General features: G+C 54.1%; 11 protein-coding genes and 1 pseudogene. 1 reads left to right on the top strand and 11 read right to left on the bottom strand.

Annotated features, from left to right (window positions below; genetic code table 11):
• Positions 1-61: 61 nt before the first annotated feature.
• The 7 genes from AOT96_RS27260 to AOT96_RS27280 all read right to left on the bottom strand — a co-directional run bounded on the left by AOT96_RS27260 (position 62) and on the right by AOT96_RS27280 (position 7,726).
• The gene (locus AOT96_RS27260) at positions 62-2,110 is read right to left on the bottom strand and encodes a phage terminase large subunit family protein (RefSeq protein WP_065352549.1); all 2,049 of its coding nucleotides are present in this window, start codon (positions 2,108-2,110) and stop codon (positions 62-64) included.
• Positions 2,107-2,544, bottom strand: a complete 438-nt coding sequence (locus AOT96_RS27265; protein WP_065352550.1) for a hypothetical protein — start codon at positions 2,542-2,544, stop codon at positions 2,107-2,109. Before AOT96_RS27265 ends, AOT96_RS27260 begins: the two co-directional genes overlap by 4 nt.
• 326 nt (positions 2,545-2,870) lie before the next feature.
• Positions 2,871-3,239, bottom strand: a complete 369-nt coding sequence (locus AOT96_RS36635; protein WP_083197671.1) for an HNH endonuclease signature motif containing protein — start codon at positions 3,237-3,239, stop codon at positions 2,871-2,873.
• 157 nt (positions 3,240-3,396) lie between these two features.
• Entirely contained in the window at positions 3,397-3,570 is a 174-nt protein-coding gene (locus AOT96_RS35820; protein ID WP_197523613.1) for a hypothetical protein, read from the bottom strand.
• Positions 3,571-3,878: 308 nt separating this feature from the next.
• Positions 3,879-4,400: a hypothetical protein gene (locus tag AOT96_RS27270; RefSeq protein ID WP_065352551.1), complete on the bottom strand. Its 522-nt coding sequence runs from the start codon at positions 4,398-4,400 to the stop codon at positions 3,879-3,881.
• A gap of 663 nt (positions 4,401-5,063) precedes the next feature.
• Positions 5,064-5,618 (bottom strand): hypothetical protein, encoded by a 555-nt coding sequence (locus tag AOT96_RS27275; protein ID WP_156778981.1) that lies wholly within the window; start codon positions 5,616-5,618, stop codon positions 5,064-5,066.
• A gap of 764 nt (positions 5,619-6,382) precedes the next feature.
• Positions 6,383-7,726, bottom strand: coding sequence for a recombinase family protein (locus AOT96_RS27280; protein WP_065352553.1), 1,344 nt, complete (start codon positions 7,724-7,726; stop codon positions 6,383-6,385).
• A gap of 46 nt (positions 7,727-7,772) precedes the next feature.
• Between AOT96_RS27280 and AOT96_RS27285 the strand changes: the two are divergent.
• Positions 7,773-8,018 (top strand): annotated as a pseudogene (locus tag AOT96_RS27285) (LysE family transporter); the annotation flags it as partial.
• Positions 8,019-8,039: 21 nt separating this feature from the next.
• Here the strand turns inward: AOT96_RS27285 and AOT96_RS27290 are convergent.
• The 4 genes from AOT96_RS27290 to AOT96_RS27305 all read right to left on the bottom strand — a co-directional run bounded on the left by AOT96_RS27290 (position 8,040) and on the right by AOT96_RS27305 (position 13,120).
• Positions 8,040-8,711, bottom strand: a complete 672-nt coding sequence (locus AOT96_RS27290; protein WP_030537075.1) for a DUF1345 domain-containing protein — start codon at positions 8,709-8,711, stop codon at positions 8,040-8,042.
• Between the two features lie 53 nt (positions 8,712-8,764).
• Complete coding sequence (locus AOT96_RS27295) at positions 8,765-10,084, bottom strand: lipase family protein (RefSeq protein WP_065352554.1); 1,320 nt, start codon at positions 10,082-10,084, stop codon at positions 8,765-8,767.
• A 20-nt stretch (positions 10,085-10,104) separates the two neighbouring features.
• Complete coding sequence (locus tag AOT96_RS27300; protein ID WP_063316114.1) at positions 10,105-11,436, bottom strand: SAM-dependent methyltransferase; 1,332 nt, start codon at positions 11,434-11,436, stop codon at positions 10,105-10,107.
• A 127-nt stretch (positions 11,437-11,563) separates the two neighbouring features.
• Complete coding sequence (locus AOT96_RS27305; protein WP_197523614.1) at positions 11,564-13,120, bottom strand: pyridoxal phosphate-dependent decarboxylase family protein; 1,557 nt, start codon at positions 13,118-13,120, stop codon at positions 11,564-11,566.

Here is a 13,120-nt window from a genome sequence, read left to right on the forward strand (position 1 = left end):
TCGTTATTAATCTCCTTAGTTTCATTACCTGCTATTCTAACATTTTTGTAACTATCTAGTGCTAAATATAGGTACGCTTTTTGATACGTGCTCTACCGGATGCGTTCAACAGGTAATGCACCCCAGCGCCTAGTGCATCCACCAGGTCGTCATGCGCCACCTTCGGAAACGAGTGCATCTGTTGTTCGAGCAGATCGAAGTGACGGGTATGACGCACCTTGTCTTTGCGGTAGTAGTCCAACCCTCTGGCCGCTCGTACCGGCTTCGGCTCTGTCTGATGGATCGCCTTGTACTTGCACTTGATCTGGTCGAATACCTGATTCCAGACCATGCCACCCTGATTGGTCTCGATCAGTAGCAGATCCACATCGAACAGCTCGATCAGCTCGTTGGCACGCTCTCGTAGCTCGATACTGACAAGTTTGAGCTGTTCGGCATGACGCACGTACACCAGTCCGTCATTTCCGAGAGAGACGATCACAAAGGCTGTGTAGTCACTTGACTGCTTCGTACTGACGGCAGGATCAACACTCAAGACGGTCCATCGGTACTCGTCCAACTCGGCAATCTCGATATCGTGTTCGTTCCAGTACTGCGCATCGACGTTGACCGGGCGGTTCATCATGTTCATGGCAAATGCTCGGGTATGACGATCACGTTCGAGCACCGACATGGGTTTGAACTCCGGCCACCAACTGTGTTCGTTTCCTTCGAAATCTACGACAATCGCTGGGTAGTAATGCACCTCGATCCGTTCATCAATGATCCAGTGCAAACCAGAATCGAGACTGTCGTAAAAATTGACATGCTCATTCTTCGATTGCTGTAGCTTTAACTCCCCCTGGTTGATCTTGGGCGTCTCGAATCTAGCTAGCTCTCGCTGCTGTCTTGTCTCGAAGTTTTCAATTTCTGATACATAGTTGTTAGGTATAGATGCATCATCAAAAACAGAATGAAAATTAAAGTCGGTTTCTACAGCACTTGATTCACATGCTTCCAAGTTTGTCAATGACTTGTCGGAACTTCGGCTCAGATCATCGTTAACAGGGTTGTTAATATATCCATCTTCACTATCAATGCCTCGATTCTCCCCCGCCATATCCACTTGACTAATCGAGTCAGGTCCGAATGTATGCGACGGCGAAACGAAAGCCTCTATTTGCGATTCTGGACTAGAAAATGGCTCTTTGGTCTCCGAGTGGCTGAAAGCATGTTCGATCGCTTGTAGCTTGAATGAGGTACCTATTTCACTCTCAACTTGAGTTAGGTCATCCTTATCTGGCCTTACATAATAACTATTATCGGCACAATATCGTTCGCTTTGCTTATCATCTGATTGTTCCACTATATGAGACGTGTTCCATGCCTGCTCGTGCTCCCATACCTGCCTGCACTGGTCGATCAATGAACCACTCATTGTAGTAGTTCCAACTAGCTCGATATGACATTGATGACTCAAATAGAACGCTGCATCAAGCACTGTGCGCCTACGCTTCTCTACCTCATTCAATGAGTAGTTCGATTCAGGTGGTTCAATATCATCGAGCAATATCAGATCAGGTCTTGTATTACCTACCTTCAATCCCAACGACTTGGCATCGATACCTTTGGCTACGAATACAAACCCATTTGCCTGTTCGATCTTGGCCTTGGACTGAGAGACGTAACGCTTGACATTGGCCCCCATCTTCGGCGTGCACAGCTCTGGGTAGTCCTTGCGAAGTAGCTCGTTCGAGTCCAGTTCTTTCTTGAATGTGTCCAGGTGGGTAGTGGCCTGATCCTCCGAGTCACTGAACGCTGCAATGAACTTGATGTGACCGTGCGCAGCGGCCCACATTGGAAGCAACAGGAAGATCCACGTCGTCTTACCTGACTGTCTGGGTGCGATCCATGCATGACGTGATGACTTGCCATTGATCCAGGTCTTGCCATGTTCGGCTAGATCGATATGGAACTGAGCCAACGATGATGGCTGATCCTCGAATCTGAGTGAATCAGGTAGATACAACAGGGCGAACAGCAAAGGATCATCCCTGGTGAGTAGCCTTCGGCCCTCCGAAGTGGCGATCAGCTCACGTGGATACTGTGCAACGTACTGAGCTGGTTTCACTCACCATCAACCGCTGTCTGTGACTTGAACTCGTCATACAGCTTCAACGCATCTTCGCTGGTGGTGTCCTCTGGTGCTCGATGACTGGTGGCCTTACCTCGAAGCATCTGGATCGAGTTCGTAGCCTTGTTCAATCCGTTGACGATCTTGTCGAACTCAGCTGGTGTCAGCTTTGGGTTCTCCAACAGTTCTCGTCCACGACTGATTATGTCCTGCTGAGCAATCCTCAGTTCAGTCTCTTCGTAGAATGAATTGTATTGTGCTGCTTTGGATTTGAGTTCATCGAGTTCAATCTCGATGCCAAACTCTTCGCACCACTTCTTACCCGTTGACCAGCTCTCTGGGTACCCCAGTTCTCGCTTGGCCTTGGCTAGACCAACATCCCCCGCCAGTTCAGCGAATGCCTTTCGTTCTTCGTATTGGTATTTTGCCAATGATTTTCATTATCCTTTCCGAGTCTGCATGACTCTATGTTCGTACTTATAGTTATGTGTTGCAAAATCTGCTTTCAATTAAGCATAGGAGGTCGAAGCGGAGTATAGAATTACCGCTTCGACCAAACACGCTAAGAACGCATACTTTCTCGATACACTTCAATCGATACAATTCTAAACTTGTGATTACCAAACATTGCTAGTTCATCTACCTTATCTTTCGCTAGACGGTATGACTTGAATGTCTCGGCAAGTGGGACCTCAATGCCATTATCTTCTAATCTGAATATTCCATATTTGTCCATATTTATCTCCTATTATATTTACTACCTTCTGGCAGCAAGTTTTGCTTTACATATCTTGCATATTGTTCTGTTGTTGTATCTATAGCTGTTTTGGTAGGTCAATTCATGACCCCCGGCGCACCAACGCTTCTTGGATTCAATCTTGTCCTGCATGTTTTGAGCTTGTGTACCCAACAACAGATGACTCGGATTGATACAACTTGTCGTATTGCATGCATGACGAATCACCAGACCATCAGGTATCGATCCTTTGTGCTTCAAGAACATATACCTATGTGCTTTGTAGTTCTTGTTCTGATACTTGATGATTCCGTAACCGGATCGATCCTTGCACCCGGCAAAGATCCAACAGCCCTTCTCATCTACTTCGTATTTTAATTCTTTGTCCATAATTTACTAGCTACTGAGTCACCTAATTTCAGTGACGCATTACAACTATCCTAGCATAAACAACGCGCTAGCGTGTCTCGCGTGAGCTGTTTTTTCATTAATGCGCAATTACTGTTCAACTATAAATATATACAAACTTTACCAATGCAATCGAATCTTAGTTGATCATTCTGTTCTTGCTCTTGTATCCGTACTTGTTCCGTATGTGCTCGATGATCAGATCGATACGCATGGCGGGTACTCCCATATCCAACAGCCGTTCGAATGCGTCAGTGATCGTTCGCACTTCTCTCTCTACTGCCTGTGCTTTAGGTGGGTCTTCATCCTTCATCGTTTCGTACCTGCCTGACACGATCTGAGCTACTTTCAAGGGCTGGATGACTACAGGTGTCCCCCGCCAGATTACTCGGCTCACATACGATCCAACCTACTTCCTTCCATCCCTGATCGAGGTAACTCTGTAGTTCAGCAGGATCGATCATTGCGCTATCCAATGGTGCCTTCCACATCAAAAGTTGTTTCTTCATTTTCCTTTATCCAATCTATTCGTTATATACTTGTTACTAAATATTTTCATTGTTTTCCTAACTCATTGCGTAATACTAGTTGCGGAGCAACTAGTAGATACTCAAACTACCATTACCTATATCTAATATTCACAGTAGAAGTATCAAAAGAAGAATAATCTGAAAGCATGATCCCGCCGGAGGCTACTTCTTGTTGTTCCTTCTTCTTCCTGTACCTATCTAACAGAGTGTCATACGATGCTTCGAGATGAGGAAAACGGTCCATAACTAGGTCTACCTTTTCATTCCATCGTGCTTCTTTACGATAGAAGTCAGTAGCAGCATTCTTGCAAACCGTCATCAATGCTCCCCCGCAGAATCGGTAGCCTTGCTTCTGTTCCTCAACAAATAGCTTTAACTCAATCTCTTGATCAAGATCATCGTTAGGTACACTAAAGTACTTACGATGTGCCCAACTCTTAGCCTTCGCGATTACCAACTCATCATCCTCGCTTCGATTCGCACTTAGTCGCTCGTGCGGTTGGATGATGCTGTCTTTGTACTCAAATGTGTTTGAGTTGTAGAACAGAGCTAGTCCATCGATACTAGGAAAGTCGTACGTCTCTGCCAGTTCCTCGATAAAATCTCTATCCATTGCCGTTCAGTCTCCCTGACTGACGAACTATGTGGTGTGTCATTCTTTCTCCTAATTGATTTTAGATACAAGAAAGCCGGTACAGTCCACCACGATCTGTACCGGCCTCTTGGTCTTCTCTATCAATTAGGGAATCTTGGGAATAGCCTTTCAGTAGTGGTGGTTACCGTTTGCTTGTTCGTATCTATTATATCATCTACTTTCTGCTGGCGGTAGCTATAACACCTGCCTCTTTGACTGCGCTGATGACATTGAAAATGTAACTAGGTTCATCTTCCAGGGTTCGATCAGGGTCGCTTGCTAGATACTCATCCACGACTAGATTCAGCTGCTCGACAAATTCATTTGCATTCATATACTTACCTTTCGTTGTGCGCAACCACGATGGTTGCCTTCTATTTATCTAGAGTACGCATAGATCCTTTCAATCGATAGATCCAAAATCTATCGTTACCGAATAGATATGCCATATCTAGCTTGTTTCTCAGTAGCTTCTACAGAGTCTAGTTCGATTCTCGACAACGATGCAATACCTAAACAGCAAGTATCAATATCGCCCTGACGTGCGCCGATGCTATTTGTTCTTTATTAATCAGATTGCTATTGGTCTAGATACGACAAATCCCCCGCCACTTCTGACAGGGGATCATCGTTCGAGTGCGTCTAGCTGGGTACCTCTTCGTTCATCAGCTCACGCGCGATCTTTAGAATCGACGCATTGACGGTGCTCTTGCTGCCATTCAGAATCGTGATCAGCTTCTCTCGATCCTCGGGTGTACTGACCTGAGCGATACGCTTCAGATCAGCATCAGATGCATGCCCGATGATTTCTGCCAGTACCGGCTTGGCCTCGGACGTGTTTGTCCACTTCGTCTTGAACCAGTCCTGTTCGCGTGAAGCATTGAGCTGCTTGGCAACGTCCAGATGCTTACGCAACGAGTCCTTGAACTGATCAAGCTCGCCGCTACCGCTGGACTTGCGTGCAACTGATGCCGCTGTTGCCGTGGACCGCGAAGCCTTGTCCTGATACAGGTGCTCGTCATCATCTTCGAGATTGGCCACCAACGCTTTTACGTCATCATCTGTCATGTAGACCTCGAAAGACCTGGCATCCTTCGCAGTCTCACCTGCTTTCGTGATCGTGATCGTCACAGGTTCGATTGGATCCGGGATGGTATCGCCGTTCCAGTCACTGGTAATAACAGTCTTCTTACCCATGATCTTGTCCTTTGCTAGTGGTTGTTGATTGGATCGTACGTCTGTCGTGGATTGTTACGCCGATTGTGCGTAGCTATGGCCAATGTGCCAGTGCTTGCAACTTGGGTCGTAGAAGGGACGAAGACTGTTCAGATGCAGTCCGTCAGTGCGCTCGATGAACGTCTGAGCGTCGTGCTTGTTCGACCATGAACGTTTGTGTGGGTACGAACAGAGCTTGTTCTTGCGCTCGTACTTACGACGATGAGCAGCAGAGCAGAACTGAGAGCCATTCGGCGTGAACACTTCATTGCACTTCAAGCACCTCATGGCCTGCCCCTTCGCTGTAGGTATAGATAGCTTAGCTATGTCTGCAACTATACGCAATAGCTATTTTAGACATAAGCTGAACAGCTCTGACCTGCATATTTACCTGATGTTGGCACGAAAATGCCCTAGCTACCGACGTAACTAGGGCATCCAACGTACAAGTCAGGTAGGACTTAACGCTACATCTATTGTAGCACCTTATGTATTACAAATAGTTTAAAGAGATTCATTATCGACAACTATTGTCAACTAGCACTTGCGTTAGTAGGATAGACCGAAAGGAAAGGAGCACATAGCTAGCGCCATACGCGCTCGTAGCAACGCCAGACACCAGGTTTGGCACCGTCCTACAGAAGGGAGAACCGAATGTGAGTTGACCAATTACGACATGGAAAGTGCGATTGAGAAGGAGATGCAGAATGCGCCTGACCTGACGGAAGAAGATATAGCTTTTATGACTAGATTATTTTCTTCCAAATTGGCTCGATAGCATCGAAATCTACTTTGCGAGCACCACGTACCGCCGGATGGATCACAACGGCTGTCAGGTACCGCTTCACCAGTGCTCGCTGCTGGCTCAGGTTGGCATCATCGAAGTTCTCGGCAAATGTGTCCGAGATTTGGGTGGCGCTGGCCTGTGCCTTTGCACGTTCGAACGATTTGAGCTTCTGTGTCTCAGCGTCTCGCATGGCTATGAAATCCGACAGATCGATCCGCTTGTCCGTCCATGCCTGACGCAGGTCGCTGATGCGTGTTTCAATCTCGGCAATCTCAGCCGCATGATCGTCAACGGGTGGCGCTACCGGCTTGCCCTTGGCCATCTGACGTTTGATCAGACCGGATATGTACTCGTCTACCGGCTTCATCTGTCGATTGATGCCACCACATCCCCCTAGCGCAGACATGCAGGTGTAGCTGGCCTTGCGTGTCTTGTTCGGTGCTCGTCCGTACATCGGACTGCCACACTTGCCGCATGTCGCGATACGAGAAAGCAGATACACGCTCGTGGTGTCTGGCATCGGCTGAGTTCTGGCGTTGAATACGTCCTGAGCGGCCTGCCACACTTCTCTGCTCACGATGGGTTCCCAGTTCCCGATGGCTACTTCTTCGCCCCGGTACGTGCGAATGCCAGCGTTGCGCGGTGCTTGCAGGATCTTCTTCACGGTCTGGCGGTGCCAGCGTTTGCCTTCTACGGTCGGTACCTGCTGCCAGTCCTTCAATATGCTGGTCAACGACTCCCCCGCAATGACGCGCTCATATCCCTCACGAATCAGCTTGGCCTCTGACTCGATGATCTTGTAGTCATGCGTGTATCCGAATGGTCGTGTGACAGCCTTCTGAGGTTTGCCCTGCTGTGCACGTTGTAGTGCTGCTCGGGCCACTCGTCTACCTGTGTCCTTCGATGCCTTGTTACCGACGTTGACCAGCAATCGAGCCATGAACAGACCATTGTCGTCACTCAGGTTCACGTCACCAGTGACTACCTTGTTCGGGATCTTTTTCAGCTCGATAACGTCGATCAGGTCTTCCAAATCCCTGGGCTGCCTTGCGATTCGATCAAGGTCGTAGAAGATCACACCATCGCGAATACCTGACCGTAGGTCATCGAGCATCGATTGCCATTCAGGTCTGGCCTTGCGTTTGTACGCCGATACGCTGTTGTCTTCGTAGACCTGGCCGATGATCCAACCCAATTTGGTAGCAAGCTCCTGACAGTCTTCGCGCTGTCTGGTTACGCCTGCTTCGTCTTCTCGATCCAATGAGATTCGCACGTAAACAGCCGCTGAGCTGGGATGATTCATGTTCTAACTCCTGATCGCCAACTGATGCTATTGACGATACAAGAGCTTCATGCTCGCAGTGCTCCCGCAGTTCCTGGACCCGTCGGCGCCGCTGCTGCCGCAGTATCTGATCATCGCCGCCACGATGTGCGCAGTCGACGTGATCGTGATGACCGGATACACCGGCCTGGCCGCCCGGGTGCTCACCTTGATGCGCTCCCCCAAACAGCAGCGAACCACCAATCGAGTGTTCGCCGGTCTGTTCTTCGGAGCCGCCGGCTTCCTCTCGAGCATCGGGCGTGCAGCGGCTTGATCGGTCACACGGCTCGAGAGATCACAGGCCCGCAATCAAGTTGACGACGGACGCCACGATCACCGAACCGAACAGGTACGACAGCAATGCGTGGCCGAGTGCCATCGCGCGCATGTCCGACGACTTCAAGTTGGTGTCGGAAATCGCGAAGCTCATCCCGACCGTGTACGCCACGTAGGCGAAATCGCTGTACCTCGGCGGTTCTTCCTGATTGAAATCGATTCCGCCGTCGGGGCCGGAGTAGTACAGCCGTGCATATCCGAGGGCGAAGAGCGTGTGGACCGCCAGCCACGAGATCACGACGCTGCCGACTGCAACCGATGCCGCCACTACTTGGTAGTGATGTCCGTCGGGTGCCGCCAGGAGCAAGAACGCGATACCGACCAGGCTCGCGACGGCGGCACCGAGAATCAGCAGGTGCGCGACGTTTCGGGCCGGCTCTTCGCGCGTTGCGTGGCTTGCGGTGAGCGTCGCGTCGAAGGGCCAGACCAGAATCCACGTCCACACCGTGAACACCATCGCCGCCACATCCCAGCCGATCAGAAACGCGAATCGGGGATAGCCGACCAACGCCGTGACGACACCGGCGGCCACACCGAGCAGCAGACCCGTCGACACTCTCAGCGCCGGCCCGGCACCCAGGGCGCTCCGTGGAACCGGGTTGATCGGAAGGTCGTGCGGTCGATCGTTCACGGGCTCAGTCAACCACTGTTAGAAGTGAGACGGTGGTTACGTGACACGGCGACTCAGGCGTTGCACGCACCGACTATCGGCTTGCCGTTGAATCTGTCCAGCACGTACTGCAATCCGACGCCGAAATCCGCTACGGCCGGCGCGAGGTGGTTGTTGCCGCTCCCCGGATTCACCGCAGGCAAAGTGTCGGTGAACAACGTCGCCTCGGCCCCGCGCGTGCACCAGTCCTGAACCAGGCGCCGGGTTTGCTCGTACGGGATGAAATCATCGTTGAGCGCTCCGTTGACCAGAATCGGCGAGGCCGGGGTTCGCCACCCGATGCGTTGTTCCTCGATCACCTGTTGGATCTCCGGTACCGATTCCACCACGTCGGCGAGTGGTCGTCCGTCTGTGGTCCACGACGCCGTCGACTGCTTCCCGTACTTGGTTCGGGAATCGATGAGGCATTGCCCGGCGACGTCGGCGAGCACGGACCGGCCGTAGTCGTTGAGTCGAGATTCGATCGGCTCTCGGGCGGCGGGATAGCGGTCGAGGACGCCGTTGATCGTGTAACCGATCGCGGCCATCAGGCCGGTACCGTCGATATGACGCAGAACGCTTGCCAGGTCTGCCGGGGGCGCGCTCGCGTAACTCCCGACCAGATTCAACTCAGGCGCGTATTCGGGTGCCAGTTCGGTTGCAGCGGCAGTGGCGCCGCCGCCCTGCGAATGGCCCCACAGCGCTATCGGATCGTCCTCTCCTGCCTGCGCGAGGGCTCGGGCAGCGCGTGCACCGTCCAACATCGCATGGGCTTCCTCGGCGCGATTGACGTAGGTATGGACGCCGGGTGTTCCGAGTCCGATGTAGTCGGTGACGAATACACGAACGCCCTGGGCGAGGAAAGCGAAAGCAAAAGCTGACTCGTAGTTGACACCGACACTGTCCACACCGGCACCGTAGTTCGACGGATTCCCGGGTTCCGCCAGGCGGAGCTGACCGGCAGTGGGAAACATCCTCGACGGCGCGCACTGATCACCTTGGCCCTGCGTACCCGGACCGATCACCACCGTCGGGCGGGGGCCCGCTCCTGACCACGGGGCAGCCGGCTCCAGGTACGAGCCCGACACAGCAACCTTGGATCCGTGGGCGTCGGTACTCGAATACAGGATCCGGGTCCCCACACCAGGCACTCCGCCGACGGCACCGGCCAGAGCCAGCGGTTCCGTCCGAATCACCGAACCCGGATCACCGACGTCGCCCGGAATCGCATCGTAGAAATCGTTCACAGGTTCGGCGTTCGACATCGGTGTGAACAGCAGCGAGGTCGGCAACAGCGCTGATACCGCAACGGCCGTAACCTTCAGTGCCGCGAGGACAACCTTCCGGGTGCTCATGGAAATCCAACGTATAGGCCTCAGTCGACGCGCGGACCGGTTTCGATCTGCGGGACTTCAATCGATCGATACCAACTGTCACGCGAGCGGGCCATGCCGCTGGCCCCCCGATCCCCTGGTTTCACGGCCAGAACCTGATGAATCGTAAGCCTGTGCGGCTCCTCGAAACCCAGGGCACTGGCAGCGAGATACAGCAACCAGGTACGCACCCGGGGAGCACCGACCTGTAAGACCGATGCGTCCCAGTTCTCGCGGAGGTTCTGCACCCATGCGCGCAGTGTCAGTGCGTAATGCTCGCGCAACGCTTCGCTGTCACGCGTCTCGAAACCCGAAAGTTCCAGCGCATCAATGGTTTTACTCAACGGAAGGATCTCACCGTCCGGGAAGATGTACCTGTCGATGAAGCTGGGACCGTCATCGACGTTGTCCGACAACGACTTCACCGCGGCGATGGCATGATTGAGCAGACGACCCTGCGGCACGAGCAGGTCGTAGAGTTTTGCCGTGTACACCGGCAAATTGACCAGGCCCACGTGCTCGGACATGCCGATGCTCGAAATCGCGTCGTAAGGGCCGTCGTCGACGTCGCGGTAGTCCTGCACCCGAATCTCGATGCGATCGGTCAAACCCGCGTCGGAAACTCGCCCCTTGGCGTATTCGACCTGCTCGTTGCTCAGCGAGACTCCGACGACGTCGACGCCGTAGTTCTGGGCGGCGTGCAATGCCATCGATCCCCAACCGCAGCCGACGTCGAGCAGTCGCATTCCCGGCTTCAGATCGAGCTTGCGGCAAATCAAGTCCAGCTTCGCGTACTGAGCAGCTTCGAGAGATTCGACACCTTCCGGCCAGTATCCGCACGAATAGACCATGCTCGGCCCGAGGAACAGTTCGTAGAAGCGATTCCCGACGTCGTAGTGATGGGAGACAGTCGCCGAATCGCGTGATCTACTGTGCCGCTTGCCTCGCTTACTACGCATCTCGATCGCCGGGGGTGACGGTGGTGGACCCACCGCTCCCAAGCCGGCGAAAGTACCGGCGGCGCGAACAATCGAGCGCAGCGGCAACGTCGACAAACGATTCTCACCGAGCCGCGTGACCAGTTCCGGAACGTCGAGGAGCGCGAAGATATCGCCGTCTACGTCCAGATCGCCGGAAACGTACGCCCTCGCCAGCCCTAATTCGTTGGGAGAGTAGAGGACCCGCCGTAGGGCACGCCGATTCCGGAAGTGAACCTGCGCAGCGGCGTCCGGTGGCCCTGCCTCCGAACCGTCCCAACATCGCACGCGAACCGGAAGCGGAACCCCGATCACTTCCTCGAACACCGTCAAAATCTTGGCCGCGGCACCAGTCACTGATCAACCCTCCGACAAAAGATGGTTAGCCGATGACAGAAAACTTACGCCCGATTCGCGAATCTTTCGCGCCATTTGTCCGAGTTTTGGACAGTGTTCATCGCGGTTTCGGTATTCATCGCCGAGTTCAGGGTTCCACCATTCCGGCGAGGAATTCCACCAGCAGTCTCTTCGTGACCTCACGTGGCAGCGATTCCACTGCCGCGAGGACGGCCGCCATGTCCAAGGGAGAATCGGAAGAGCCCCGAGGATCCAGCCCCGCCGACGTCAACGCTGCCGCGACGGCGTCACTGGGCAACGCAAGAACATCGGCGACGGTGACATCGCCACGTTCGAATGCTCCGGCCAACTCTGCCAGGGCCGGCGGCGCCTCGGCTTCCGCCGAGCCGCGAACGTCGTCGGCACCGAGGACGAGTGCGCTGGTCAACTCGCCGAGCACAGATTCCGTCACCGGGGTGACGGTGAGGTGGGTTGTTCGAGGCAACGTCGTCCCGTCAGGTTGCGTCGACGCCGGCTGCCCTTGAAGGACGAAGCCGCGAGCACCGACAGCGCTCACCCAGCGATGCGGATCCACTCGCCGTTCGAGCGGCACGGAATCGTCGGTAGCGACCGCGAACAGTGGTCCCACCGGCGAGCCCACGACGCGAAGACCCTCGATTGCCTCGACCGTGCCGATCAGTGCACGAGTGGCCCGCTGCGCCCGGGACACCAATTCGGCGTACCCGGATTGCCCGAGGACTTGCGAAATCGCCCAAGCACCGGCAAGAGCAGCAACGGATTTGGAACCGAGAAGCGTGGGATTGACCACCGGGTACCCCGGCCAGTCCGTGAGTCCGAAATACTGCTTGCGATGCAGATCTCGCCCTCGGTGCAGCAGGACCGAAACGCCTTTGGGCGAGTATCCGTACTTGTGGAAATCGACCGACATGCTGGTGACCCCGGGCACCCGGAAATCCCAGGGTGGCAGATCACCCCACCACGGCAACGCAAGCCCACCGATGCAGGCGTCGACATGCAGTGGAATCGAATGTGCACGAGCAACTTCCGCGACATCGGCGATCGGGTCGAGCGCCGCGAACGGGTAGCTGGGCGCGGAGACGACGATCAAGACCGTGTCTTTCCGAACTGCCGTCGCAATATCTTGTGCGCCGACGCGCCCCGACGTGGGATCTACTGGTACCAGGATCAGTTCCAGTCCGAGCAGGTGAGCTGCCTTGTGGAAAGCGGCATGCGCGGTGGTCGGAAGAACCAGCGAACCCTCACCCGGCGGGAGCCCACGGAAGTCGCGAGCTGCCTTGACGGCCAACACACAACTCTCCGTTCCGCCGCTGGTGACATTGCCGACGACTACGCCTCCGGCGTCTGTATCTGCGGCTGGGTCTGAAGCTCCATGGAGGAACTCGCGTGCGAACGCAACCAACTCACGCTCCATCACCGCGGTGGACGGGAACACCGTCGGGTCGAGACCGTTGACCGGCTGAACCAATCGAGCTGCGTCCGCTGCCAACTCGTCGAGCGCTGCGAGGCCGCTGTCGTACACGTACGACAGAACCCGGCCTCCGTGCGTCGGAGCGTCCTGCTCGCGAAGCGAACGCAACCGACTCAAGATGTCGGCCGCCCTCTTCTCGAGGTTTGCGCTCTCGACGATCTTGCCCTGAAGTTCCTCGACCCGAGTGGAACTCAT

Origin of the sequence: Rhodococcus sp. 008, assembly GCF_001682295.1 — a bacterium.
GTDB classification, from domain to species: domain Bacteria; phylum Actinomycetota; class Actinomycetes; order Mycobacteriales; family Mycobacteriaceae; genus Rhodococcus_F; species Rhodococcus_F qingshengii.

What these genes read in the sequence shown, in the direction of transcription:
- AOT96_RS27295 (WP_065352554.1), bottom strand. Translation starts at nt 10,084, where the DNA reads ATGAGCACCCGGAAGGTTGTCCTCGCGGCACTGAAGGTTACGGCCGTT.
- AOT96_RS36635 (WP_083197671.1), bottom strand. Translation starts at nt 3,239, where the DNA reads ATGGACAAAGAATTAAAATACGAAGTAGATGAGAAGGGCTGTTGGATC.
- AOT96_RS27270 (WP_065352551.1), bottom strand. Translation starts at nt 4,400, where the DNA reads ATGGATAGAGATTTTATCGAGGAACTGGCAGAGACGTACGACTTTCCT.
- AOT96_RS35820 (WP_197523613.1), bottom strand. Translation starts at nt 3,570, where the DNA reads ATGAAGGATGAAGACCCACCTAAAGCACAGGCAGTAGAGAGAGAAGTG.
- AOT96_RS27280 (WP_065352553.1), bottom strand. Translation starts at nt 7,726, where the DNA reads ATGAATCATCCCAGCTCAGCGGCTGTTTACGTGCGAATCTCATTGGAT.
- AOT96_RS27305 (WP_197523614.1), bottom strand. Translation starts at nt 13,120, where the DNA reads ATGAGTTCCACTCGGGTCGAGGAACTTCAGGGCAAGATCGTCGAGAGC.
- AOT96_RS27275 (WP_156778981.1), bottom strand. Translation starts at nt 5,618, where the DNA reads ATGGGTAAGAAGACTGTTATTACCAGTGACTGGAACGGCGATACCATC.